Annotated in this window: 18 protein-coding genes; 1 reads left to right on the top strand and 17 read right to left on the bottom strand. The window is 39.2% G+C overall.

The features are described from left to right. Nucleotides 1-2: 2 nt before the first annotated feature. The 5 genes from LQ227_RS13000 to LQ227_RS12980 form a co-directional block, all read right to left on the bottom strand. Nucleotides 3-971: a YihY/virulence factor BrkB family protein gene (locus tag LQ227_RS13000; protein WP_230144730.1), complete on the bottom strand. Its 969-nt coding sequence runs from the start codon at nt 969-971 to the stop codon at nt 3-5. Between the two features lie 160 nt (nt 972-1,131). Continuing rightward, a complete protein-coding gene (locus LQ227_RS12995; protein WP_230144729.1) occupies nt 1,132-2,451 on the bottom strand; it encodes a DUF3887 domain-containing protein in 1,320 nt (439 codons plus the stop codon). Between the two features lie 156 nt (nt 2,452-2,607). Continuing rightward, nucleotides 2,608-2,985: a DoxX family protein gene (locus LQ227_RS12990; RefSeq protein ID WP_230149587.1), complete on the bottom strand. Its 378-nt coding sequence runs from the start codon at nt 2,983-2,985 to the stop codon at nt 2,608-2,610. Nucleotides 2,986-2,987: 2 nt separating this feature from the next. After that, a complete protein-coding gene (locus tag LQ227_RS12985) occupies nt 2,988-3,401 on the bottom strand; it encodes a VOC family protein (protein WP_230149586.1) in 414 nt (137 codons plus the stop codon). A gap of 6 nt (nt 3,402-3,407) precedes the next feature. Continuing rightward, on the bottom strand, nt 3,408-3,818 hold the full coding sequence (locus LQ227_RS12980) for a transcriptional regulator (RefSeq protein ID WP_230149584.1): 411 nt from the start codon (nt 3,816-3,818) through the stop codon (nt 3,408-3,410). Between the two features lie 144 nt (nt 3,819-3,962). Here LQ227_RS12980 and LQ227_RS12975 point away from each other — a divergent pair, with 144 nt between their 5' ends. Further along, nucleotides 3,963-4,949: a GlxA family transcriptional regulator gene (locus LQ227_RS12975; protein ID WP_230144725.1), complete on the top strand. Its 987-nt coding sequence runs from the start codon at nt 3,963-3,965 to the stop codon at nt 4,947-4,949. Between the two features lie 515 nt (nt 4,950-5,464). Here LQ227_RS12975 and LQ227_RS12970 read toward each other — a convergent pair. The 12 genes from LQ227_RS12970 to LQ227_RS12915 all read right to left on the bottom strand — a co-directional run bounded on the left by LQ227_RS12970 (nt 5,465) and on the right by LQ227_RS12915 (nt 26,548). Continuing rightward, the gene (locus tag LQ227_RS12970; RefSeq protein WP_230144724.1) at nt 5,465-5,854 is read right to left on the bottom strand and encodes a hypothetical protein; all 390 of its coding nucleotides are present in this window, start codon (nt 5,852-5,854) and stop codon (nt 5,465-5,467) included. Between the two features lie 243 nt (nt 5,855-6,097). Beyond that, nucleotides 6,098-6,787: a ribose-5-phosphate isomerase RpiA gene (gene rpiA, locus LQ227_RS12965; protein ID WP_230149582.1), complete on the bottom strand. Its 690-nt coding sequence runs from the start codon at nt 6,785-6,787 to the stop codon at nt 6,098-6,100. A gap of 947 nt (nt 6,788-7,734) precedes the next feature. Beyond that, a complete protein-coding gene (locus LQ227_RS12960; RefSeq protein ID WP_230144722.1) occupies nt 7,735-9,696 on the bottom strand; it encodes a hypothetical protein in 1,962 nt (653 codons plus the stop codon). 11 nt (nt 9,697-9,707) lie between these two features. Next, nucleotides 9,708-11,111 carry a DUF1080 domain-containing protein gene (locus tag LQ227_RS12955; RefSeq protein WP_230144721.1) on the bottom strand — a complete coding sequence of 468 codons (1,404 nt, stop codon included), beginning with the start codon at nt 11,109-11,111 and terminating at the stop codon, nt 9,708-9,710. 165 nt (nt 11,112-11,276) lie between these two features. Next, complete coding sequence (locus LQ227_RS12950) at nt 11,277-13,565, bottom strand: GH92 family glycosyl hydrolase (RefSeq protein ID WP_230149580.1); 2,289 nt, start codon at nt 13,563-13,565, stop codon at nt 11,277-11,279. A gap of 35 nt (nt 13,566-13,600) precedes the next feature. Next, nucleotides 13,601-14,272, bottom strand: coding sequence for a basic secretory protein-like protein (locus tag LQ227_RS12945; protein ID WP_215125491.1), 672 nt, complete (start codon nt 14,270-14,272; stop codon nt 13,601-13,603). A 304-nt stretch (nt 14,273-14,576) separates the two neighbouring features. Beyond that, on the bottom strand, nt 14,577-15,548 hold the full coding sequence (locus LQ227_RS12940; RefSeq protein ID WP_230144719.1) for a basic secretory family protein: 972 nt from the start codon (nt 15,546-15,548) through the stop codon (nt 14,577-14,579). Between the two features lie 270 nt (nt 15,549-15,818). Further along, complete coding sequence (locus LQ227_RS12935; RefSeq protein ID WP_230144718.1) at nt 15,819-16,694, bottom strand: ROK family protein; 876 nt, start codon at nt 16,692-16,694, stop codon at nt 15,819-15,821. Between the two features lie 57 nt (nt 16,695-16,751). Beyond that, the gene (locus LQ227_RS12930) at nt 16,752-19,019 is read right to left on the bottom strand and encodes a GH92 family glycosyl hydrolase (RefSeq protein ID WP_230149578.1); all 2,268 of its coding nucleotides are present in this window, start codon (nt 19,017-19,019) and stop codon (nt 16,752-16,754) included. A 110-nt stretch (nt 19,020-19,129) separates the two neighbouring features. Next, the gene (locus tag LQ227_RS12925; protein ID WP_230149575.1) at nt 19,130-21,574 is read right to left on the bottom strand and encodes a glutaminase family protein; all 2,445 of its coding nucleotides are present in this window, start codon (nt 21,572-21,574) and stop codon (nt 19,130-19,132) included. 272 nt (nt 21,575-21,846) lie between these two features. Then, a complete protein-coding gene (locus LQ227_RS12920; protein ID WP_230149573.1) occupies nt 21,847-23,487 on the bottom strand; it encodes a RagB/SusD family nutrient uptake outer membrane protein in 1,641 nt (546 codons plus the stop codon). Between the two features lie 10 nt (nt 23,488-23,497). Then, entirely contained in the window at nt 23,498-26,548 is a 3,051-nt protein-coding gene (locus tag LQ227_RS12915) for a SusC/RagA family TonB-linked outer membrane protein (RefSeq protein ID WP_230144714.1), read from the bottom strand. Nucleotides 26,549-26,601 lie beyond the last annotated feature (53 nt).

The raw sequence follows: 26,601 nt of genomic DNA, 5'->3' as shown, positions 1-26,601 counted from the left end.
TTTTAAGCTTTCTTAACCTCTTTTTTAATTTCGGGATGATTATCCTGAATGGATTTACTCCCCGTTTCTATCTCAATTTCTTTTGTGGTAACCGCATAATGAGAAGGGTAAATTTCAGATCCAAAAGCAACCGCATAAGCCTTGGTAAATTCGGCACCAAAATATAAAATAATAGAAGAATAATAAGTCCATAAAAGCACAACTACCAACGATCCTGTTGCACCATAAGTACTACCAACATTGCTTTGCCCTATATAAAGTGAAATGGCAAATTTACCGATCATAAATAGCAAAGCGGTAACTACTGCACCAGCAATTACATCACGCCATTTTATAATTGCATCAGGTAATACCTTAAATATTACGCCAAATATTAATGAAATAACAGCCAAGGTTACAATTTGATTAAGAACGTAAAATACAATAACAGATATTTCGGCAAAGCGGGCCTGCAAGCGATCACTAAAGGCATCGAGTACAGATGTAACCGCTAACGAAACCAACAGTACAAAACCCAGGCTAATAATTACCGAAAAGGACAAGAACCGGTTCTGGAGCATTTTTACCCATCCTCTTTTCGGCTTCGGTTTTAAACCCCAAATGGTATTAATAGAATCCTGGATATCGCCAAAAACGGTAGTTGCCCCAATTAATAGGGTTATGATACCGATAATTAAAGCGATGGTACTTTTTCCATCCAGATAAGCATTCTTGATTAACTGCTGCAAGGAAACAGCCGATTCTCTACCTAGAAAGCCTTCAAGCTGGGCATAAACCTGTCCTTCGGCTATTTCTCTCCCTAAAAATATACCACACAAAGAAATAATTACCACGAGCAACGGCGCCATAGAAAACACCGTATAATAGGCTAATGAGCCGCTAAGTTTCGTTACTTTATGATCATTAAAACCTGTAAACGATGCTTTTAAAATGCCCCATATTCCTTTTAAAGTGATTTTATGCTTTGCCATAACAAACGATTTAAGATGAGATGCTCTAAACTTAAACCACTCATATTTTGAATTGTTTGTTAATTAATGAGGCGAATACAGGATGTAAAGAAACTAAATGCACAAAAAAAGCTCCGAATTTTGGTCGGAGCTTTTTCTGTATCGATTAGATCATTTTATATTATTTGGCCTTAATCCATGAAGCAATATCGTTAACTAAAGTTTCTGACACACTTACCGCTGCTTGATACTGGGCCATTGTACCCTTTTCGGTTTGAGCACTTAACAGGTGGTTTAAGTCTGGGTAAAATTTAAGAACCACATTTTTCTTTTTACTTAAGGCAGTATTCCATAAATCAAAATCTACTTTACCCACCTGAAAATCATTACCGCCCTGCAATACGTATATTTTAGGTTTCGAAAGGCTTTTTGCTACAGCAACCTGATTGTAGGTATTTAAATCTGTCCAATATTTTGCAGGCAGTCCTAAAATTAAAGAATCAGGTTTTATGGTAGTTCCCAACTGCGAAATTCTGCTTTTATCAATTTCAACATAAGCATCTGCCAGTTGTTTTTTAAAGGCAGCTGTTGTATCGTTAGCCTGATCGAACATATACTTATTCTGATCAACAATAATATCTGTTAATTTTCTTGCAGGTGCTGCTGCCAAAATAATCCCTGCTAAATCAGGTGTAATAGTAGCCATTTTAGGTGCCAGCATTCCGCCCAAACTGTGGCCGAATACATAAACAGCTTTAGGATTAGCGCCAACAACAGTTTTTGCGAGTGCAATAGCTGCAGTTGCATCATCCAGCACTTCTTCTTTTACTGTAAATGCTTTATTAAATTCATTCGGATAGATTAAGGTCCGTTTTACGTAACGAACAGAAGCAATACCTTTGGTTGCTAAACCGCCAGCTAAATCTTTAAAGGGTTTATTCCCACCAACTGATTCATCCATATCTGCCGGACCAGAACCATGCACAAAGACCACTATAGGGAAATTTTTAGCATTTTTTGGCGTGGTGATAATGGCTGCCAACTGTTTTCCTGCCGGCCCAATGTAAACCGACTTTTCTTTGTATAAACTGGTATCAACATAAGTTGGTTTTAAATAAGCGGCTGCTTTTCGAGAAGGCGCGAGGAAGATTCCGACGATTTTCTGTAGTTTATTAAAACCTAAGATAAAGTTCTGATCACCGTTGGCAAATTTGCCTTCTACTGTTACTGCAAAAAACTCGCCCTGAGCTTTACTTTGAACGGCATCTAACGATTCTGCCTTTCCATATTTTGTTCCAATATCTCCCCAAAGTTTCTTTAAACTCTCTTCTGTTAATTTCGTTTTTAAAGTATCATCAAAGAAAGCGTGGGCATCTTTAAATTTCTCTTCCTGCAACAGTTTAAAAAAGTCGTTTGCACCGTTGAACAGCTGGATCACATTTTGAGAAAATGCTGTACTTGTAAATAATAAAGCAATTATAAATAAAAGGCTTTTTTTCATCCGTGTTTTGTTTTAATGGTAATGAGATTCAATGATTAATCCTTTTCTGGATTTAAAAAATCATGATGGTTCATGTATTGTGTTTGGTTGTTTACAATACCCAAAGTTAACAATATTTGGTTCTGAAAAGCCGCAACCTAAACTAGCCGTTTAGTTTTAACTAATTTTAACATTTGATGTCAGTTTCTTCCACAAAATGTATGGGATAAACATAATTACCAGGGCAATAAGTGGAGGGATTAAAAGCGATATGCCATCTCCAACAAATGCCCTGGAGGCAAAGGCGCCAATAAAATTAATCGTAAAACCCGCGTATGCCCATTCTTTAATGGTTTTAAATTTATTTTGAAGGATGGATGCCGCCCCAAGCAGTTTTGCAATACCAACAATGATGAGCAGATACATCGGGTAACCGAGGTGTTTAAGCACTTCTTTGCCTGCTTCCTGTTGAGTAATTCCGCCAACACCATCCATAACCATCATTAATGCAAAAATAATGGTGATAATCCAGTACCACGTTTTTAACTTCTTCATATTTATCTGTTTTTATCGTAATTTATTAACCAATTATTCCCAAAGCGATCTGTTAAATCGCCAAAAAGTGCTCCCCAAAATGTTTCCTGTAGCGGATGGGAGGCCTTCCCTCCTGCTGAAAGTTTACGGTAAAAAGCCCGGGCCTCTTCTTCCGAATTACAATTCAGCATCATAGAAATCGAATTTCCCTTAATTAATCCGCGTTCTTCTACCATATCTGTTGCCATAATCACCAAATCATCTTTAGCCAAAACAGCATGCATAATACTCCGCTTCATAATATTGGGCATTTTATCAACAATAACCGATTCTCCAATGGTTTCGAAGGTCAATTCTCCTCCCAAACAACCCTGATAGAATGTCATTGCCTCTCGGCAGTTGCCGTTAAAAGTGAGATATGAATTTATACTTGCCAATTGATTTTATTTTTTGATGCCTACCATTAAGCGCACATCTGTTTCGTTAATATACATTTCAAGGCAATAGCCGTTTGGATCAATGTTGGATTGATTGAGCAGTTTTTCGAAGGTCTTTCCAATCTGGCTAACATCTTTCATAAAATCGGGAACCAGTTCACTAATAAATATTCCTTTCTTTATGGTAAAGGCCTCAATCCCAAATTTCTCAGCTTCGCCATCTGTTATTTCTTCAACGGCAGCCTTATAAATAATCTCCCGTTTTTCGTTAGGCCTGCTTATTCCAAAATACTTGCGTTGCTTATCAAGTGGAAACAGGGCATGAAGTTTTTGATGTGCCGCCAAAACTCCGTTTGGGAAAGATTCGGCAGTAATACACATTACCTTAATATCCTCATTTAAAATATACTCTTCCATTGTCATTATCGGCATTACCGCTTTAAAGATTCAATTGTAAACGATTAACAACACAAACATACGGGCAGAAATTAACAAGCTAAATATGTAGAAACGACAATTGCGGGGGTTGTTTACGACAATTAGCCTCGTTATATTTGGATTATGAAACATGTATCTATCTTAATTCCAGAGACTGCCGTGATTGAAGCCATTGCAGATCCCCGCTATCTATTTACCGCCGTTAACGAGTTTTTACAAGCGTCGGGCAAGTTGCCATTGTTTAAAGTTGAGCTCGTAGGGATGACGAAAGAGGTGAGGTTGAACAATAGCCTTTTTTCTGTTCATGCCGATAAACTGCTGCACGAGGTTGATCACACCGATCTGATCTTTGTACCGGCCATCAGTGGCAATATTGGTTATGCGATGGAGTCGAATCAAGATCTATTGCCGTGGATTGTAAAACATCATGCAAAAGGTGCAGAAGTGGCTTCGCTTTGTATGGGTGCTTTTTTACTGGCCGCAACCGGTTTGTTAAATGGCAGAAAATGTTCTACGCATTGGCTGTTTGCCAACCAGTTTAGAGAGATGTTTCCCGAAGTAGAGTTGGTTGATGGGAGTATTATTACCGATGCGCAGGGTTTATACTCCAGCGGTGGTGCAAACTCTTACTGGAACTTACTTTTATACCTGGTTGAAAAACATACAGATAGAGATACCGCCATTTTAGCGGCAAAATACTTTGCTATTGATATCGATCGCGAAAGTCAGCTGGCTTTTATGATGTTTCAAGGACAGAAGGGGCATGAAGATGCAAAAATCAAAAAGGCACAGGAATTTATTGATGGCAATTACCAGGATCGGATTACGGTCGATCAACTGGCCGATATGCTGGCGTTGGGTAGAAGAAGTTTTGAGCGGAGATTTAAAAGTGCGACCAAAAACACAGTAATCGAATACATTCAAAGGGTTAAAATTGAGGCTGCCAAGCGGAGTTTCGAATCGAGCAGAAAAAACATAACTGAGGTAATGTTTGATGTAGGTTATACAGACACAAAATCGTTTAGAGATGTTTTCAAAAAAATTACCGGTTTAACACCGATTGAGTACCGGAACAAATACCATAAAGCCGTACCTGTTTTGCAGGTTTAACTCATTTATGGAAAAAAAATAAAAAAAATTAAGCTGCACACAATATATTCTATTTACAGCGTTTATGTATGTGAGAGCGTTAATTTAGATGACGGGGATACTGCCTAAGAGTGGAATCCCCGTTTCTTTTTTGTTTGTCATCCTGAGGGATAATTTATTGTATAAAATCAATACGAATTACAGGAGATTCTTTTCCCAGTAATAGGATGCGAGGAATCGTCATTGCGAGAAGGCTTTTTCAGCCGACGAAGCAATCTTACAACGATCGCTATTAGCATGCGCTTTAAGATTCCCGCCTACGCGGGAATGACGATCATTATATTGGAGTCTATCGATAGTAACGTAGTCGAAGGATCTCTTGAACAGATTTCTCCGTTCCGCTTCACTTCAGTCGAAATGACGGTAAAGTTGCGAAATAACCTATCATGCATTTTAGACACATTTATTTCAAATAAAAAAAAAGGGGCATTGTTAAAAAATGTCCCTTTTTAAGATATATGATGGAGTTAAGAATTTTAGCTTTCTTTATCAGTAAAATCAACGGGTTTCTTTTCAAAATACTGATCGAAGTTTTGCACCTTTTTAGGTTTTAGAATTACATATATTCCTAATCCGATTAGTATTAAAGCCGTACTGATTCTTGACAGGTCGAAATCAAAAATGGTTATTGCTTTAAGGGTAAATAAACCACCTATAATTGTTAAGGCTAACCAGCTGCTGCCCTGGAAGTTTTTGCGGTAACCCATCCATAAACCTACGCCTAACATGATGGTATGCCATTTCAATATCCAGTATGGAACATCTATACCAGAATTTCTTAACAAGAACACCGAACCGATTGCTATGATTAAAACACCTAAACCAAATTGTTTATCTGCGTGATTTTTTTTGATTAAATTTTCCATGACTGTTTGTTTTTATAATTCAAATGTATCACGAATACCAATGCCGGGGAATGGCTTTTCCCTCAGTTGTGATGTTTTATCGGTGAGTGAAATAAAACTGTCGGTAAAAAAATTGTAAGACTTTAGGGAAGGAACGATTTATCGGTGAAAATGTTATTAGTCCGAAGTCAGTAGTCCTGAGTCAGAAGTCGATTAATCGATGTAAACAATAAACCAATGACTAATGAACCAGTGAACCAACTATCATTCGAAAATGATGATATCCGTTCCTTCGCTCATAATTACTTTTGAAGTGATGTTAATGAATAATCCATGAGCCAATAATCCGTTAACCTGGTTCAGGTTAGCAGATAATTTTGCAGGATCATCAATGAGGCCAAAATCGGCGTCGATAATCAGGTTACCATTATCGGTTATAAATGTTCCGTTAGCTACAGATCTCAATATACCCTTTCCACCAAGCTTATTAATCTGATCGGACACATATTGATAGGCCAATGGAATTACTTCGATAGGAACAGTGAAAGCACCCAATTTTTTGACCTTTTTTGAAGCATCGGTAATGATGATGGCATTTTTACTCAATGAAGCAATTATCTTCTCTCTAAACAGCGCCCCGCCACCACCTTTAATCAGGTCGAGTGACTCTGTAAATTCGTCAGCCCCATCGATACTGATATCAATTTTGCTTAAATGCCCGAGATCAAGAATCTCGATGCCCAGAGATTTAGCGAGTTCTGCTGTTCGGATGGAACTCGCGGCGGCCTTTATCTTAAGTCCTTCTTTTACACGTTTACCCAATTCTTTAATGGCAAAGATCGTGGTAGATCCCGTACCAAGGCCTACTATATCACCATCTTTAACAAATTTTACTGCAGCCAGGGCAGCTGCCAGTTTTTCTGCATCTTGTTGAGTTTTTTCTATAGTAGCCATAACGTAAAAATAGGTTTAAATGATAAACATCGCAAAAACGAAAAAAAATTTACTGCTGATGCAATAAATCGTTTTTATAGCGTTTATGTATATGAGAGCGTTAATTTAGATGATGGGGATTCTGCGATAGTGGAATCCCCATTTCTTTTTTCCATGAATTATGTCATCCTGAGGAATAATTTATTTTATAAAAATCAATAAATGACAGAGTGCTAGGTGCCGCGAGGAATCGTCATTGCGAGGAGGCCTTTTCAGCCGACAAAGCAATCTTACAACTATCGCTAGTAGCGAGCGCTTTAAGATTGCTTCGTGCCTCGCAATGACGACCATTCTATTGGAGGGCTTGTCAGTGGTAGCGTAGTCGAAATAATGATGACTCACAACGACTCAACTACCTCACACAATCAAGGCAGAAAAATTTTACGCACAATACAATAAATCTTATTTACAGCGTTAATGTAGATGAGAGCGTTAATTTAGATGATGGGGATTCTGCAATAGTGGAATCCCCATTTCTTTATTCCATGAATTATGTCATCCTGAGGAATAATTTATTTTATAAAAATCAATAAATGACAGAGTGCTAGGTGCCGCGAGGAATCGTCATTGCGAGGAGGCCTTTTCAGCCGACAAAGCAATCTTACAACTATCGCTAGTACCGAGCGCTTTAAGATTGCTTCGTGCCTCGCAATGACGACCATTCTATTGGAGGGCTTGTCAGTGGTAGCGTAGTCGAAATGATGATGACTCACAACGACTCAACTACCTCACACATATCAAGGCAGAAAAATTTTACGCACAATACAATAAATCTTATTTACAGCGTTAATGTAGATGAGAGCGTTAATTTAGATGATGGGGATTCTGCAATAGTGGAATCCCCATTTCTTTTATAACAAAAAAACGGCTGGTATTTCTACCAACCGTTTCCTAACAATTAAACTCACTTATTTATTTAAAGAATTTATCCATCCTGCAATTTTTAAAGCTTCTGCTTTCGTTACTTGCGGCATTGGAGGCATTTCTGTTGAGTAACCCGGCCAATTTTGTGGCTGTGGGTTGTGGATCAACTGAAATATTTTCTCTGCTGAATACTTACGTTTTGCAATTTCTACGAATGGCGGGCCAATCTGTCTTTTGGTTTGATTGTGGCAGGCCAGACAAGTATTTTTTGTTAATAAACCCTCAACTTCTTTAAAAGTAGGTGCTTTAGCCGTAGCAGCAGGTTTAGCCGGAGTAGCTGTTCCTTTTGCTTCAGGTGCTTTCCCGGTTGTTGCCTTTGGAGCAGTTGTTTTCTTAGCAGGAGCATTTACCGGTGCCGCAGAGTTTTTGGTACTTACTTCACTGGTAGAAAGTTTATTTCCATCAGGAATCTGGTTCAAGGTATAATAAGCTACCGGATGAACTAATGAATAAAAACCATCTTGAGATCTTAAACCATCTAATGTTAAGGTATGGATATAATACTGGCGAAGGTTTTGTACAATAATTCTGGCTTTTAAACCATCTGCCGAAACTTTAACACCAGAGATTTTTAATTTCTCTGTATTTACAGGAGGTGAACCATACACAGGGTGATATTTGTAAATAAAGCTTTCTGCATCATATGAAGCTAAATCTTCGGCCGATTTACGATCAACAGGCATGGTAAACTCCACTTCAAAACCATCGGGCATTGCCCTAACGGCTTTCATTTCAAAAGGGGTTTTATTGTTGTATACCAGTCTTTCTAAACCTTCGTTAGCATCACCTGCCGATCCCCAACCACGGTTGGTTTCTCCAACAAACAATGAACCATCAGTTCCCCATTCTAACCTCAATACGCCTGAACGGAAACCTTTACGGAAAAGGAAGGCAGCACCTTGTTCCTCGCCTTTCACCGTTTCCATAAAAATCCTCGAAATGATACTCATTCCCTGATCGCCGACTAAAATCTGACCAGCAAACGGGCCGAATGTATTTGCTGGAATTTTAACAGGTTCTGCAGAAGAGATCCCCAAAATACCATAAGGCAACCAAACCGATGGCAAACGTAATTCAGGGAATACTTTCTTCATTTCGAATAAGGTTTTGAATGTTTCGTTTACCCTATTTTCTGGTTTAATGTATCTTCCTTGTTCGTTTTTGGTTCTACGCTCGTCTATTTGCGAGTAAAAGAAATCTGACTGCAGTTTAACTGGAGAGTTAGGTAAGTTGGTCCATCTTAAACTGGCTGGATGCCCCATAAAATCACCTTTATTTACTTTCCATAAACCACCTGAACCTACCCAGTCGCCCTGGTTTTCGGTATAATAAAACTGGCCATCAATAGTGCCAATCCCCGCTGGCGAACGGAAACCCGCAGCATAAGGACTCATTTTACCATCTTCTGTAATGTTCATGGCCCAACCACGCATCGGCACACGGCTTTCTGCTCTCCACCATTCTTCATCGCCAAAGGCCACGTTTCCGGTAACCATAAAAGTACCATCAGGCATTAACTTCGGCCCAAAACTATATTCGTGGTAGTGCCCACTTAATGGCCACGCATAAATGGTTTCGTACACATCGGCTTTGCCATCCTGATCTTTATCAACCAGTTTGGTCAACTCGCCGCGCTGTGCCACATATAATGCACCATTTTTATAGGCGATGCCCAAAATTTCGTGCAAACCATAAGCAAACCTGCGCCAGTAAGGCTTGGCACTTGTAGGGTTTTCTACAATGTACACTTCTCCTCTACGGGTAGAAATACCTAAATCGCCATTTGGCAAAGTAATCAGACCCCCAACTTCTAAAATGGGGCCTTCGGGTACGCGTACTTTATTAATTCTGAAAAAATCTTCTTCTTTCGGTGTTTCTTGTGCAAAAACTGTAGTAAAGCTAAAACTTAATGCCAGTATTGCTAATTTTTTAAATGTATTTCTCATTGTCATTCCAATTAAAACAAAATGGTATAATTTAACTTAGTTCCAATAGCTACGATAACTTCTTTCTTGCCATCAACTTCTCTGATTACTGGTTTAGCAGAACCTTCAGCAAGTTGGATATAGTAAGATTTATCATCAATCAGGTATAAACCTTTGGCTACTTCCTCTATATCAGAAGCGGTTGCCAATAAGAAATACAGATCTTTTGATGGTTTATCAACAGCAATCTCCCTCGTTAAACCTTGTCCATTTTCCATCACCTTAACGGCATCTATAACATTTGTTCCATTAATGATGTACTTAAACTCCGGACGGTCTTGTTTATCCATTACATAACCTTTGGTTCTGAAACCAGTACCAGCAGTATCAGCTATCCATTTAGCCTGATCGTTCGCTAATTTTGCAATGGCCAAAATTGGTTTTTTAGTGAAACGGGTAACACTGCCCAATGCACGAGAAGTTCCATTTCCACGGCCATCCCACATTGGTGTAGCATCGATAAAATCGCCATGCCATCCCTGTAATAATGTACCATTATCTAAATCGTAGCTATAGGCAACTTTTTCTGGTCCGCCTACCGAAATAGCATGTACCGAACGTACTCTTGGCGCAACATCAACAAAACTTCTGATCATGTTGTTGCTTGCTGCTTCAATGTAAATTGGATCTGCCCCACCGTTTTGGTTTGGTTTTGGAATTTCTGATAGTTCGTTAATCTGGATATTTCTGAACGCTACCGAACCATGATCGCCCTGTAAACGTAAAGGTCCTTTTGCTTTTTCAGCTCCTGCAGCTCCTCTCGTTGCACCAAATAACTCAACATTTTCGTGAATCACCACCCCGTTTAGTTCTGCACTGATAATTTTAGCATTTTGCGTTTTCTTTCCTGATGCATCAAATTTTGGTGCCTGGAAGATAATTTTAATGTGCTGCCATAAACCTGGCGCTTTACTTGCATTTTGACGGGGAGCAACACCTCCAAACCCTTTTTCGGCTTCAGGTTTGCTATCGTCCCAACGTTGGTAAATACCGCCATTGTTTGATGAACTTGGGTTTTTCAGTCCCCATGCGTCATCAATCTGAATTTCGTAATTACCTTGAAGATAAATACCAGAATTTGTTCCTTTTGCAGTTAAATAATCTAATTCTACTGCTACGTCCCCGTATTCGTTTACGGTATATAAGTCAGAACCCGCTTTTTTTGCTGTAGATTGATTAATCAATATCCCTCCACCTTTGGTTGTTTTTAAAACATTTTCGGCGTTTAGGTCGGCCACCACATTTTGAGCGATCGACCATGAATTTGAAGGATTTTTAAAGGCTGAAAGATCTTTGAGATCAATACGCTGGCCAAATGCCAACAGGGTTCCGCAAAGCCAGAAAATGGCTGTAAAACCCGTCTTTGAAATATTCATATACTTGGTTTGTTAGTTTTAGCCCAATCAGGACTAAAGGTTTTTCCTAAATATGAGACTGTATCATAAAGCGTCAACTTAATCCATCCTTCTACAGGCTCTCCGTAGGAGTCCTTTAGACAGGATGAAAATTCTATATTTATGATACAGTCTCTATTGTTTTTTCTATTTTTCTGTTGATAATGAATAAGGGAAATCAGCCGGATTTGAACCTCTGGTTTTATTCGGCGTTGCTGTCATATTGAAGTTTAACACCGCACCTTTTTGCAAACCACTATGGCTGATCCAGTTTTTAGAATATGGTTTACCGTTCATCTGTAACGACTGAACATAACGGTTGTTATCGCTATTGGCAGCTGCATTAATCACCACAGTTTTACCATTTTCTAAAGTAACAGTTACTTTTTTAAACAAAGGAGCACCCAAAACATACTGATCAACTGCAGGTGTTACCGGATAGAAGCCCATTGCCGAGAAAACGTACCAGGCAGAAGTTTGCCCGTTATCTTCGTCACCACAATATCCATCAGGAGTAGGTTTGTACATTCTGTTCATGGTTTCTCTTACCCAATATTGTGTTTTATAAGGCGCACCACCGTAGTTATACAGGTAAATCATGTGCTGGATCGGTTGGTTACCATGTGCATACTGGCCCATGTTTGCAATCTGCATTTCGCGGATTTCGTGAATTACACCACCGTAGGCACTCTCATCAAATACCGGAGGCATAGAGAACACAGAATCCAATTTGGTTACAAATTTACTATGGCCACCCATTAATTTGGCTAAGCCATCAACATCCTGAAAAACAGACCAGGTATAATGCCAGCTGTTGCCTTCGGTAAATGCACCGCCCCATTTAAATGGACTGAATGGGCTTTGGAAAGTTCCATCCTGATTTTTACCGCGCATTAAACCCGAAGCCGGATCGAAAAGATTCTTGTAGTTCATGGCTCTTTTCTTATAAATATCGATCTCCGAAGCCGGTTTGCCTAAAGCTCTTCCCAATTGATAAATGGTAAAGTCATCGTAAGCATACTCCAATGTTTTAGCGGCATTTTCATTCTTTTTTACATCGAAAGGCACATAACCCAATTCATTGTAATATTTAACACCATCGCGACCAACGGCCTCCATAGGGCCCTCGTTGTTTGCGCCATGTTTTAAAGCCTGCCATAACGTTTCAATGTCATAACCGCGCATACCTTTGATATAAGCATCAGAAACTACCGAAGCAGAGTTGTTACCCACCATAATGTTTGCATAACCCGGACTGCTCCACTCTGGCAACCAACCGCCTTCTTTGTAATCGTTGATTAAGCCTTGTTGCATTTCCTTGTTGATTGAAGGATAAACCAGGTTTAAGAATGGATATAATGCCCTAAAAGTGTCCCAGAAACCCGTACCAGCGAACATGTATCCTGGTAAAACCTGTCCGTTGTAAGGACTCCAGTGTACAATCTGGTTTTGTGCATCAATCTCATATAATTTATTAGGGAAGAATAAAGTACGGTACATTGCTGAGTAGAAAGTACGGGTTTGATCAATCGTCCCCCCTTCAACCGCGATTTTACTTAAAGTTTTGTTCCAGGTTGCTCTGCCTTTTGCTTTCGTGGCATCGAAACCATCGCTAGCCAATTCTCTTTTTAGGTTCAAATCGGCCTGCTCAAAACTGATAAATGAAGAGGCTACTTTTGCAATTACCTGCTCGCCTTTTTGTGTGGCGAAACCAATAACAGCGCCGGCATGATCTACAGTTAATTCTAAATCTTTATCGTTAAGTTTTTTATCATCCCAGGTTTTAGCCAATTTGAAATCTTTGTTGAAATAGATTACAAAGTAATTTTTGAAATTTTTAGGCAGTGGACCGCGGGCATATTTAGTGGTATAACCGATAATTTTTCTTTCTGCCGGTATAATTTTAATGTAAGAACCTTTATTCTGTGCATCTACTACCACGTAAGCACTATCCGTTTTAGGGAAGGTAAACCTGAACTGCGCAGCACGTTCTGTTGGGGTAATTTCGGTGGTTACATCAGCATCGGCTAAATAAACACTGTAATAATATGGCTTAGAAACCTCTGCTTTATGGCTGAACCAACTGGCACGGTCATCATCTGTGAATCTTAATTTGCCAGTAACAGGCATAATTGAAAAAGCGCCGTAATCGTTCATCCAGGGCGAAGGCTGATGTGTTTGTTTAAAGCCGCGGATTTTGTCGGCATCGTAAACATAAGCCCATCCATCGCCACTTTTACCGGTTTGTGGCGTCCACATGTTCATTCCCCATGGCAAACCAATTGCCGGATAGGTGTTTCCGTTAGATAATGATGGCTTGGATGCCGTCCCCATTAAAGGGTTTATCCAATCTACCGGATCTGTAATTTTGCCTATTGTTTGCGCGAAGCTGGTTGACGCCGCAACACTCAATAAAGCGATAAATAATCTTTTCATTTGTTGTGTTTGTGTTTTATATGCTTGTATTTATTTTAAACTTCCGAATTTTTAACGTAATCTGCCCAAAGCGCATCTAAATCTTTACCCGTTAATTTTGTCCAGATATCTTTGGTATAAGTGTGGTCTCTTAAAGAAGCGTCAACCGTTTTGATTATACCCGGTTTTACACTTTTCTCCATCCAGGCAAAAAAACCTGCAGTAATGCGGTAGCTATTTTTATAACTATGTTCTGGTTTTAAAGCAGGTAGCGACCATTTGGCACCTTCATTATCTACGCCAAATTTATAGCGTGCATAATCGGCAATACCTTCTGTTAACCAGCCCGGGCCAACACTTCGGCCATAATCTTGTACAATGTGCATTACCTCATGGGTTACTACATCAATGTCTTCAGGATGTTTCACCATCCAGATCGAACTGAAGGTTACTTTACCATCAGCAGTTGCCGCCACGCCTTTGTAAGCTGTATCTACAAAAAATTTCACTTCTTTTATGGTAGCTGGATTATACGCTTTGGCCAGTTTTGGGTAAACTTCGAAAAAAGTTTTGATTAACCGTTTCTTCAATTGAGGGTCTAATTCCTTAAAATTGCTCTCGAACGATAATGTATAACCACTTTTCTTTGTGATTTCCTGTGCTTTTAAATGAGCTGAAAAAGCCGAAACAAACATTAGGAAGATTGAAAAAGTAAATATTTTTTTCATCTGATTATATTTTTATTGTGATGGATTGTTACTTTGGTTAGCCTGTTTAGTTCTGCAAAATAAATATAATATGTAAAACGATTTAGTAAATGATCAAAAATTTTACTTTAGTGATGATTATTTTTACAAAGCAGAGGTCGTCATTTTCGAGCAACTTGCAACAGAGTCGAGAACCCGAAGGCTCAGCGAAGCTAATCTGTATAGATCGATCTCTCCTCCGAAGGAGTTCCTTTGGAACATTCCACTGCGTTTCATCCGATAGCTATCGGATCGAGATGACGACCGTTCCATCTAGATAAATTTCTTATTTTTTGCTGCTGTAACTAAGGCTTACCTTTTGTGGTTCTTTGCTATAATCTTCCCATAGCTGGTCGATAGTTTTCCCGGTTAAGGCTGCCCAAGATTCTTCCTTGTATTGATGCGCTCTTAACTGTTGATCTAAAGTAGCAATTAAGCCAGGTTTCACATTTTGCTCCAACCATGCAAAAAACCTTGCGGTAATGCGGTAACTATTTTTATAACTCTGCTTTGCATTATAATCCGGCAAACTCCATTTCGAGCCTACATTATCAACACCATATTTATAACGTACATAATCAGCAATACCTTCGGTTAACCAAACCGGGCCAGCACTATAGCCATAACCCTGAACAATGTGCATGGTTTCGTGTGTTACCACATCAATATCGGTTGGATGCGCTTTCATGTAAGCCGCACTAAACAAAATTCTGTTTCCGCTTGCTTCTGCAACTGCTTTGTATGCTGTATCTACCACAAATAACACATCGTGCGTAGATTTATCGTTAAATGTTTTAACCAGGGTTGGATAGATTTCGAAATAAGTAGCAATTAACTTCTTTCTTACCGTTGGATCTAAATTTGGATCTTTGCTAATAAAGGTTAACTCATAACCTTTGTGTTTTTCTTTACTGTAAGAAACCCAGTTTTTTGAAAGTGCATTAAATAGTTCTTTATCGATCTTAGACTGCGATTTACCTTTTACCCAACCGCTGTTAACCTTAATTTCTCCTGCTTTGGCTTTAATGGTTTCGGTTTCGTTGTTGGCAAATGTTAGCTCAACCTTTCTCTTGGTACGATACCCATCGGCCATGGCAAATTTTGGGTAAACGTGGATAAAAGCAGTATCCAATCTGGCTTTGGTTATGGCATCAGCTATATTGCTTTCACCGTTGAAGGTTAATTCATAACCTTTATTCTGTGCAAAAGTACTTATAGCGCTCGCCAGCAACGCGATTATTAAAAACTTCTTAATCATGGTTTGTTGGTGTATTTTATGAAATATTTTAAAAATTTAAACGTGATCTAACGCCATACTAAAACGTTTTATCAAGCAATAATAAGCATAATATCGCAGATGAAAAATTAATTCCATTTTTTTAATAAACTGAGACAAAAAGATCAATAACTAAAATACACGAATGATAAACAGGATTGCCATGAAAAAGGGCATTACGCTGTAGAGAAAGACAAAAGAGGAACAGACTGCAGGTCTAGTTATGTTAAGTCACCTGCAGTCTTCTCCTTATTAAGTTAAGCTTAAATCGCAGCAACTTGCAGCACCAATTAACGCTGCATGTTCTTTAAGTTCGGATATTTTTATTTCCGTGTCGATGTCGTTACCTTTTAAGGTTGCGATCAACTCGGGTGCAAAAGCACTAAAAGATTGCGCAATATTACCACCAACAATCACAGTATCGATTTTGTGTTTCTTAATAATAGGGATCAGGAACTGGGCAAGATTATAACCAAATTCCATAAATACCCGGGTAGCAAAATGATCGGTTTCTACCATTTCCACCAATTCTTTCACGCCATCTACCGTTTTACCGCTAAGCTTGTTAAAACGTTTTACGAACCAGCGCGTAGAAAGGTAATCTTCCGCAATTCCGTCTAAAAATTCGGAGTTCCAGAGGTCAGCATCAAAAGCTTTATCATTGAGACAAAGCGATGATCCCAGGCCCGTACCAAGCGTTAAGCCCAACACACTGGCATTTCCTTTGGCAGCGCCTGCAAAAACCTCACCTTGTAAAAAACCTGCTGCATCGTTTATAAAATGAATATGCGCTGCAGGGATATCCAACCTTTCAGCCAGTTCTTCCTTTACATTGATCTGGTAAAGTGATTTAAACTTATCCTGGTCTTTAATTAATGAAATGCCTTCACTATAATTAAAAGGACCAGGCATGGCAATCCCAACATTCCGGGCACCGTTTTTAATGTTTTTAAAAGCCTTATTGATGATATCGCACCACGCGGATAAAATCACTTCTTTACTCTCCTGCGAATTCACAGGGCTACGTTTGATGGAATCCTTCACCAAAGTTCTCGTTTCTAAATCCACCAATGCGGCCGTAATATGCGAGCCGCCAATATCTACACCTAATGCAACAGGCTTTTCCATTCTATATATATTTCTGTTATCTATTCTTTATAATCTGAATTAATTCGCCAAAAGTAGCTATTTACTAAGTGAAAATGGCTTATCTTCTTCTAATCCCCCCCTATTTAACGAAGGTTTAACATTCATCTCTAATTTTAACACCCCTCCTTTTAACAAATCGCTATGGTTTATAAAATTTTTGGTGTAATTTTTACCATTTAAGCTTGCCGATGTTATATAAACATTGGCAGCATTATTGGCGGGTGCCTCAATCACGAATTTTTTGCCGTTTTCTAAATTAATAGTCGTTTTTTTAAACATTGGGCTTCCTAAAACGTACTCCCCCGTACCTGGAGTTACGCTGTAAAACCCTAACGCGCTTAACACATACCACGATGAAGTTTGCCCCTGGTCTTCGTCTCCAGGATAACCATTTTCTGTGGCATTGTACAGTTCATGCATCACCTTACGGGCATAAAACTGGGCCTTCCAGGGTTGGTCGGCATAATTATACAAATACACCATATGCTGTATCGGTTGATTTCCATGTGCATATTGACCCATATTGGCCATTACCATTTCGGTCATTTCATGGATCATCCCGCCATACGAACCCACATTTACTTTATTAGGTTCGCTGAAAACAGAATCGAGTTTGGCGATAAAATTACTTTTCCCTCCCATCAAATTAATTAAACCTTTGGTATCTTGAAAAACCGACCATTGCCAATGCCAGGCATTTCCTTCGGTGAACGGGCCTCCCCATTCCGTTGGGTCGAAATTTGGCGACCATTTTCCTTCTGCGTTCCTACCCCTCATAAAACGGGTAGAAGGATCATAAACATTTTTATAATTGAACATAGGTTTCTCAAAAACCTTCATATAATGCTTATCTCCAATCATTTCTGCCAAATGGTAAGCGCAATAGTCATCGTAGGCATACTCTAGTGTTTTGGCTGTAGCTTCTCTGTATTTTGGATAAGGTACATAACCTAATTGGTTATATTCTGTTACGCCATCCCTACCATTTGCAGGGCCCCATGGCCCCTTATTCATTGCTTCGTGATAATAAGCATCTAGCGCCTTTTTCGGATCAAACGTTCTGATTCCTTTCGCCCATGCATCGGTTAACAAAGAAATAGCGTGGTTACCAATCATACTTCCAGCTTCGCTGGGAAAAGACCACGATGGCAACCAACCACATTGCTCATAGGCATCGAGCATGGCCTGCATATAGCGACCGTGCATTTCTGGCTGCACCAGTGTGTTTAGTGGAAATTGCGCACGGAAGGTATCCCAGAAACCCGTATCGGTAAACATATATCCATCATGCACTTTACCGTCATACGGACTAAAGTAATATGGTTTTCCGGCTTCATTTATTTCATAAAACTTTCTGGAGAACAGGCTTGCCCTAAAAAAGCAAGAATAAAAAGTTTCCATATCTGCTTTAGATCCGCCTTCTACTTCTATCTTGCCGAGCGATTTATTCCACGCCGCAGCAGCATGGGCTTTGGTATCTTCTAAGGTCTTATCATTGCCCAGTTCTCTTTTTAAATTAAGTTCGGCCTGTTGTAAACTAATATAAGATGAAGCAGTTTTCACCTGCACCTTCGTTCCAGATTCGAACTGTACAAATGTACCTTTTCCCAATCCTTCAGCAGAAATAGAATCTTTTGCAATAGTATTACGTTTATTCTCCCAGGTACCGTAAGATTTAATCGGTTGATCGAACTGAATTACGAAATAACTCTTCCAACCTCTTTTAAAACCTTCGCCATTGTTTACCCAGCCCGTTATTTTATTTTCTTTAGGATAGATCTGAACACCGCTTAATCTGTTGTATCCGTCTAAAATTAAAAAGCTTCTTTTGCCTTTTGGATAGCTGAACCTGAGGTGTGCGCCACGCTCTGACGGTGAAATTTCGGTGGTAATATCATTTTCGAATGTTACCTTATAATAGTTTGGTTTAGCAATCTCGTCCTGATGACTAAATTTAGTTTCGCGTTTATCTTCATTTACTATCAGTTCATCAACCATTGGCATTAAAGAAAATACGGCATAGTCTCTCGTCCACGAACTGCATTGATGCGCTTGCTGAAAGCCTCTGATTTTATCTTTAAAATATTGATATTTCCAACCATCGCCATTTCTACCAGTTTGAGGTGTCCAGGTGTGCATGCCAAATGGCAGTGCCGTTGTTGGATAGGTATTCCCCCTGGTGAGTTCGTGCTTGGAGTTTGTGCCCTGAAGTGTGTTAACGTAGTGAACCCAATCTTTCTGCTGCGCCATTAAACTTTTGGCAGCAAGGCAGCATAAAATGGATGCGATTAATTTAAATTTCATTTGTTTGTGTGTTTATCCTTTCCAGCTGATATAACCAAAACCAGGCTGTGTATTTTTTTAAAAAAGCATTTGTGAGCACAGTTACAGGCTTGCAAATGCTGATGATATGATTATTTAATATTCCATTTATCAGCTAACATCTTGATGAAATAACCGCCAACAACACTTCTCGCCTGAAAGCCTGTCATTTTCCCATTGGTAGTTTCATGCCAGTCGCTCAATGGTACTTTACTCTCCGTTTCGGTTGCAAAACGGTATATCGGACTTACAAATTTTTGAAAATCGGCTTCGTTATCGGCCAAGGTAGCTGTCCACATAATCCAATCAGATTTGGTGTAAGTTCTACGGCTGTCCAACGGTAATCCGAAATCTTTTTGTTTGGTTAAATAAAAGTTAATTTCCTTTTTGTATACTTCTTTAGGAAAAAGATCAAGTTTTAAAAGTTTGTCCCAAACGAGGTTGTACTTCTGGCTCCAGGTATTTTTATCATTAAAAGTTAAAGCGTAATGATCGCCATCATCTGCAAGTTTCATCCAGTTCTGGGCCATCTGTAAGGCAGCTGTTCTATATTTTGTAGCTATATCGGCCTTGCCTAATAATTGCGCCATTTGTGCGTAAGCACCTAAAGCTACAATAGCTTTTACCGATAAATTCGCATTCCGGGCCAAATGGCCGGCAAAATCGTCCGTACATAATTGATTGGCCGGATCGAAACCTTCCCTTAGCAGATAGTTTGCCCATACAGACATTACCTCCCAATGTTTCTCGGCATACTTTGCATTTCCTTCTGCTTTGGTTATGGCAGCTGTTAAGATGATCATATTGCCGGCTTCTTCTACAGGCATATCTTCGCCATAGGTTTGGCCGTTGGCTAAAGGATAAGTACCTAAATCATGTGCTGCAAATGGTTTCTTCCATTTTCCGCTTTCCGAGTAATAGAAAATGCCATTCAACATTCCTTTTAGTAATTCGGGATTGTACACTAAAAATTGTGGTGCTGATGGATAAGTTACATCCACTGTATTGATTGATCCATTACTGAAATTTTCTTTCGATAGGAACAGGATATCGCCATTTGGTGCGTATACAATTTTGTGCGCCGCAATAGCCTGTCTATAAGCCAGTTTACATAGATCTGCATATTCTTTGCCACCTGCTTTTTCGGCATCGGCGTATAGTTTGGCATCAAAAATGGCACACTTGGTTTTTAACGAAGGGTACTGAGTACTCGCCTCGGCCAGTTGATCTTCGAATTGCTGTGAACCAGCCTGTCGCCAAACGGGCTGTAGCTTTTCGCCAAAGTATTCAACCGATTTTAGGTCATCATAGCCCAACATCATATATTTATCTACCGGGCTTGAAGAAACCGAACCGAAAGAAATAATACTGCTTAGGTTTAGGTTTTTCGAATTTAAAACCTGTGTTTGTGTTGGATATCTGGAATCGACGAAACTTTTTAAGCTTTCATTCTGAGTAGCTATAAACTGAGTGGCATTAAACTTAGCGGGAACGGCCACATATAAATAGCCCCAATCGATACGCAGATCATCGCCCCGTTTCTTTAATACTGGCTGTTCTACAGTCCCTGTTTTTAAGATGGAGAGATTGTTTTTCGAACGCTTCCAGGCCGATACACTTTGGCTTGGTGTATTTACAGCCAGGTTTGATGATGCGCCAAAGAAAATATCAACACTATGCGGCTTGGCATCAGTAGATTTTACGGTATAATTGATATAACTGATTGGCCTGGCTGTTAATTTAATATCGTTAAGCAATAATGGGGAGGTAAAAGCTACCTGTAGTTCTACATGGCCACAGCTAAAAGTATATTTGGTAGTGGTAGCCTGAATAGATACATTGGTTTGAGTAGCGGTAGCAATTTTTACATTGTCTGCAGCTTCTTCTACAAGCCCGGCATCTAAATGCCTGCCACCAGCTGTATTTTTGCAATGGATGGCCAATACATTTTTTCCTGCTTTTAAGATGCCATCTTCAATTGGCACATAAATATAATCAGAAGCCCATCCATTCTTTTTATAAATTACTTTACCGTTTAAATAAACAATTACATTATCATCGTGATTGAGTTTCAGGTATTTTTTTGTCGCCGATACATTGTCTACATCGAAGGTTCTTCTAAAATAAAGATCATCGCTATTCCATTTTGTTTTGGCAGAATTATCGTCTCCAAAAGGGGCTTCGGCTTTTTTCCAGCTATTATCGTTATAACTGTTATTTTCCCAACCTGCTTCAGGTTTGTCGAAACTGTAGCTGGCCTGGTATTTTAATGCATCGGCAGCTGGGAGTATTTCTTTAAAGGTTTTGCTTTCCTCCCCTAAAAACCGGTAAAATTTACCATCTACTTTTATAATGCCCAGTAAAGATTGCTCCTTACCTGTCCAATGTTTAGTTACCGATTGGTTAAGCCCATTGCCGAAAGACCAAATACTAAAATATGCATCATGTGTAATTAAGGGATAAGCGGGTGCTTTATCTTGTGCTTTTGTAATTAAATTAAAAAAAAGACAAAGTGCTACTAAGGAAAGTTTTCTCATAAATTAATATTTGGTTCGTTCATAAATCGTTTTACCTAATTTTCCCGGCTAGATTTTCTAATTCTGATCACAGAAAAAACGTAAAAATGACCGTAAATTAAGTGGATTATTGCTGCTCGGTAGTCGATTAAAGTAAAACGTTTTACTAATTCAATATTAATAAAAAAATGTACATCTTTTACCCTTTAAATTCGTAACATATAGGTTACAAAGAGCTTGAGCAAAAATAACAAAAAAAGGTGCCCAAATTGGACACCTTTTTTTGTTATTTTTTATTGATAACCAGGATTTTGTTTTAGATTGGTATTCAATGTTAATTGCCTTAAAGGAATTGGGTAGAGCGCCTTTGTCGCTGTTGATGGCGTATGATCCCACCAGCTACCTGATGCAAATTTGCCAAAGCGGATCAGGTCATCTCTTCTCATGCCTTCAAAAATAAACTCTCTTCCCCTTTCAGCCAAAAGCTCATCTAAAGTTAAACTTGTTGTAGTGTAGGCACGGGTAGCAAAATCTGCCTCACTAAACGCGCGTTTTTTACAATCGTTAATTAACTGAACAGCTTCTGCTGTAGCTACTCCCCCATTTTTACGCATAATTGCTTCTGCTTTAGCAAAATAAATCATAGTTAAACGATAGATATTCCAATCGCCATTGTTGTAATTCACATCAATGGCAGGCACTCCGCCAGGGCCAGGAAACTGATTACCTAATTTATATTTGTTAAAACGTACACCAGAATTTTCTTCACCTTCGCTCATGTTGCTTACAGTAGAGCCCACTTTGTTTTTCCTGATATTATCAACAAATTCCAACTGCGATCCATTGTATTCTTCAGATGCAAGAACTGGTTGGGTTGGAGCAACAAACTGGAACATAGGCCCTTCTAAAAGCCAACCTCTTTTTCTCAAGTCAGCGTCTTCGTAAGTTGTAAAAACACCGGGAATCAACACAATACCATCGTTACCATTTCTACCACCACCATAAATTTGCTGTTGTTTAAAGTGATAGAATTCTGCTGGCCAAGAAGGCTGAAAATTGGCAATTGAATAATTATAAGCAATAGAGAAAATAACCTCTTTAGATAAGTCGTTTGTGGTTTTAAACTGGTCGGTAATGTTAGGATCAAGCGCCATAACGCCGTTCTGTGCTCCTGCTTCGCCAGAGATTAGTTTATTTGCTGCAGCAATGCAATCATCCCAGCGTGGAGTCCCTGTCCATACCTCTGCATTTAGATAAAGTTCTACCAACATGGCATAACCAGCAGCCTGGCTTATCCTGCCCACCATTGCACGTGAAAGTTTAGGTGCTTTATCGATATTGGTTTTGATCTCCGACTCGATAAAGTTGAATACCTCTTTTCTCGGCATGGTTTCAGGCCTTTCAGGAAACCCTACTTTGGTTACTACAGGGATATTTCCAAACAGATCCATTAATTTAAGATAATGAAATGCCCTTAAAAGTTTTAATTCAGCAATATAAGCTTCCTTTTCCACCTGCGTAATGCCCATCTGTCCAATATCACGTTTTTCGATATTTTCAATCGGATCATTACATAAGCCCATTCCCCAGTTCATTAATACCCATGCCTGGTTAATTCCACCTTCATCAACGGTCCAGGTATGGTAATGTAATCTTTTCCATTTACCTCCATCCTCACCATGGCGGCCTTTGGTAGGCCATGCCAGTTGATCACCAGATAATTCGGCAAGGCGCCACCAACCATCCTGGCCAGATGGGGTAACCCATGCATTTGCGTGTGTATAGGGTCTTAACACGGCCGATAATACCTCTGTTTTGTTATTATAAAAATTATCAGTTAATAACTGATCGTATGCATTTTCATCAAGTTTGGTACAAGCACTAATGCTTAATACGCCAGCAAGCATACCATATATAATTGATTTATTTTTCATTTTTAAGTTTTTAGAATCCAACATTTAATCCGATTACAAATGATCTGGTACTTGGGTATGGGCCTCTTGTATCAATACCTAAACTCTTACCATCAATTTCGTTTCCGATACCATTATCCTGTACAAAATCAGGATCATTTCCGGTATAACCCGTAATGGTTCCAAGGTTTTGTCCGGTTGCATAAAGGCGCAGCTTGCGGATGTACTTATTCTTAAATTTAAAGTTGTAACCTAAAGTAACCTCATCAAGTTTAACAAAACTTCCACTTTCTAAATAGTAATCGGAATACATGTAGGTATCGTTAATATCTTTGTATTTATCGAAAGTGCTCCTCAATAAATTACCAGACCATGTTCTGTTGGCGTAGGTTAATGCCGTGGTGTTTAATACATCAAAACCAAATTTACCTCTCAAAAATATACGAAGGTCGAAATTCTTATAGGTAAAGCTATTTGTCCACGAAGCATAGTATTTAGGAATGGCGTTACCGATAACGGCTAAATCTGTTGCATTTAAATCGTTGCGTGAGGTATTGATCTGGCCATTTAAAACCTTTTCGCCGTTTCTGTTATAGAATAACCATTTGCCTTCAGGTGTGAAACCAGCAAACCTTTTCCCATAGAATTCGCCGATTTTTCCGCCTTCAAATATGGTAAAGGCATCACCCAAATCTCCCGCACCGCCAATGCCTCCGCGGGTAATAAATTTAACTTTAAATACATCATTTGAGTAGCTATCCAGCTTATTGCTTAATGTACTTGCTGTAGCATCCATGTTCCAACTGAAGTTATCATTTTTAATTACCATGTAACTTAAGCCCAACTCTATGCCTTTAGAGGAGATCTGACCAACATTGGTTTGCAGATTATCGCGAACGTACGGTGGCTGAGGTGTTGTATAACTATCCAGAAGATCTTTTGTTGTTCTTTTAAATACATCAATCGAACCCGTTAAGCGGCTGTTAAGCAAGGTAAAATCTAAACCGATGTTTGCCTCCTGTTTACGTTCCCATCTTAAATTCGGATTTGGGTTTCTATCTGGTCCATAAGTTTCGTAGTAGTTACCATCAGGATATAGGTATTTACCGCCACCGCCAAGCGTAACACGGGATACGTTATTAACAGTAGGTGAATTACCGGTAACCCCATAACCAGCCCGTAATTTCAGGTAGTTAACAAAAGGAATATTTTTCATAAAACTTTCTTCAGTAATATTCCATCCGGCAGAAACAGCAGGGAAGTTACCCCACTTGTTATTTGCCCCAAACCTTGATGAACCCTCTCTTCTTAAGATAAACTGAACCAGGTATTTATTATCGAAAGCATAGTTTACCCTTCCGAAGAATGCAATTAAAGTATTGTCGTTTTTACCGCTGGCCATTGTTGCTTTACCAACACCCAATGCAGCTCCCTGTGATATATTATCCTCATGAAAAAGGTCGTTGATGAACCCGCGGTTAGACAGGTTTGAGCTCTCTTCCATATAATAACGGTAGCTATAACCTGCCAATGCCGTAATATTATGCTTTTGAGCAAATGTATTGGTATAATTTAAGGTAGGTTCAAGCGCGTAAGCCTGTGAAAGAAAATCTCCTTTGTAAGCATAACCGCCATTAGGGAAATCGGTATTTTCAACAGAGTTCTCACTGGCTTTTAAGCGGTATTGACCATCCACATATGAATTTCGCACTACCGACCCAAAAATTGAAGCCTTTAATCCTTTAATGATATCTAAATCAGCCTTTACGTCACCAGAAGTCGTTTGCTGCTTTCTGTAATTCGTTTCCTGGAATAAACGCGCATACTCGTTGGTACTCGTTAAATCAAAACGATATGAACCATCTGGTTTGAAGTTAGAAAGCGTAGGGTTTTTTGCCGATTCACTTTCCCATCCGCCACCGCCCAATAAATTGGCTTTATTAAAATTGGTAACCAAGTTCATCTGAATATTCAAGCGGTCATCCAATCCTTTCTGGTTTACATTTAATCTTAAGGTGTATTCCTCTCTACCATTCTCTTTAGCAATACCTTCTAAATCGCGATAGTTTAAACTCGCTCTGTAGTTTGTTTTATCGGTTCCCCCGCTGAAAGAAAGATTGTGATTCTGCGAAAGATTATCGTGATTGATCAAATCATTATAAAAGTCGGTTGAACTACCAAAATTCTGCTGTTTAATCTGTCCTGATGTTATTTTTTCGCGATATTCGTCAGCGGTTAAATAATCTGGACGGTTCTGCAGATATTCCTTTCTCAAATAACTAGAATATTCGAACACGCCAGGGCCTGCTTTACCCTTCTTGGTCGTAATCAAAATTACACCGGCATTGGCGCTGGTACCATATATTGCTGCTCCCGAACCATCCTTCAATACATCGATTGAAGCAATATCGTCCTGCTGCAATAAATCTGGGTTACCACCCGGTATGCCATCAATTACAAATAAAGGACTACGACTTCCGGTCACCGTTACGGATCCCCTAAGCTGTACAGAAACACCACTATTTGGATTACTACCACCTGGTCTGGTTAAGTTTAAACCGGCAATTTTGCCCTGGATAAGATCTAAAGGATTTCTTGATCCACTTTGTCTAAAATCTTCAATACCGGCATGGCCTACTGCAGAAGTAGTTTCTTTAATGCCCTGTGTACCATAACCAACAGCAACAACGGTTACCTCCTTTAGGTTTGTATTTTTTGATACTGCAAATTTTACGTTGATAACTGATGATTGGCCAACAGTTATATCTTGGGTATCGTAACCAATATAAGTAAAACGGAGCACCTGCCCCTCACTGGCTTCGATAGCAAATTTACCGTTAGCATCGGTAACAGTTGTTTTACCTGTTGTTTGGTTTTTGATACCTGCCCCTGGAACTGGCAGGCCACTATCATCCACCACTGTTCCGGTAACATTCTTTTGCGCCTGAACCCGCCCATTGAGCTTGTTATCATTCAAGAACCTCCGTGTACCTTCCCACTCCAAATTCATTGAAAACGCCGGACTATTTAGCAATATAATTGCAGCAGACAGCCCCGTGATTTTAAGTAAATTAATTTTCATTAACGGTTTTGTTAAATTATAAATTGATTAGTTATTTTTTTTCCTGGTAATAT

The sequence above is a fragment of the Pedobacter sp. Bi27 genome, assembly GCF_918698255.1.
Lineage (GTDB): Bacteria > Bacteroidota > Bacteroidia > Sphingobacteriales > Sphingobacteriaceae > Pedobacter.
This window is presented reverse-complemented; position numbering and strand designations above follow the sequence as displayed.

Excerpts from the sequence above, each read along its gene's own strand:
- LQ227_RS13000 (WP_230144730.1), bottom strand. The coding sequence starts at position 971 with ATGGCAAAGCATAAAATCACTTTAAAAGGAATATGGGGCATTTTAAAA.
- LQ227_RS12995 (WP_230144729.1), bottom strand. The coding sequence starts at position 2,451 with ATGAAAAAAAGCCTTTTATTTATAATTGCTTTATTATTTACAAGTACA.
- LQ227_RS12990 (WP_230149587.1), bottom strand. The coding sequence starts at position 2,985 with ATGAAGAAGTTAAAAACGTGGTACTGGATTATCACCATTATTTTTGCA.
- LQ227_RS12980 (WP_230149584.1), bottom strand. The coding sequence starts at position 3,818 with ATGGAAGAGTATATTTTAAATGAGGATATTAAGGTAATGTGTATTACT.
- LQ227_RS12975 (WP_230144725.1), top strand. The coding sequence starts at position 3,963 with ATGAAACATGTATCTATCTTAATTCCAGAGACTGCCGTGATTGAAGCC.
- LQ227_RS12970 (WP_230144724.1), bottom strand. The coding sequence starts at position 5,854 with ATGGAAAATTTAATCAAAAAAAATCACGCAGATAAACAATTTGGTTTA.
- rpiA (WP_230149582.1), bottom strand. The coding sequence starts at position 6,787 with ATGGCTACTATAGAAAAAACTCAACAAGATGCAGAAAAACTGGCAGCT.
- LQ227_RS12960 (WP_230144722.1), bottom strand. The coding sequence starts at position 9,696 with ATGAGAAATACATTTAAAAAATTAGCAATACTGGCATTAAGTTTTAGC.
- LQ227_RS12955 (WP_230144721.1), bottom strand. The coding sequence starts at position 11,111 with ATGAATATTTCAAAGACGGGTTTTACAGCCATTTTCTGGCTTTGCGGA.
- LQ227_RS12950 (WP_230149580.1), bottom strand. The coding sequence starts at position 13,565 with ATGAAAAGATTATTTATCGCTTTATTGAGTGTTGCGGCGTCAACCAGC.
- LQ227_RS12945 (WP_215125491.1), bottom strand. The coding sequence starts at position 14,272 with ATGAAAAAAATATTTACTTTTTCAATCTTCCTAATGTTTGTTTCGGCT.
- LQ227_RS12940 (WP_230144719.1), bottom strand. The coding sequence starts at position 15,548 with ATGATTAAGAAGTTTTTAATAATCGCGTTGCTGGCGAGCGCTATAAGT.
- LQ227_RS12935 (WP_230144718.1), bottom strand. The coding sequence starts at position 16,694 with ATGGAAAAGCCTGTTGCATTAGGTGTAGATATTGGCGGCTCGCATATT.
- LQ227_RS12930 (WP_230149578.1), bottom strand. The coding sequence starts at position 19,019 with ATGAAATTTAAATTAATCGCATCCATTTTATGCTGCCTTGCTGCCAAA.
- LQ227_RS12925 (WP_230149575.1), bottom strand. The coding sequence starts at position 21,574 with ATGAGAAAACTTTCCTTAGTAGCACTTTGTCTTTTTTTTAATTTAATT.
- LQ227_RS12920 (WP_230149573.1), bottom strand. The coding sequence starts at position 23,487 with ATGAAAAATAAATCAATTATATATGGTATGCTTGCTGGCGTATTAAGC.
- LQ227_RS12915 (WP_230144714.1), bottom strand. The coding sequence starts at position 26,548 with ATGAAAATTAATTTACTTAAAATCACGGGGCTGTCTGCTGCAATTATA.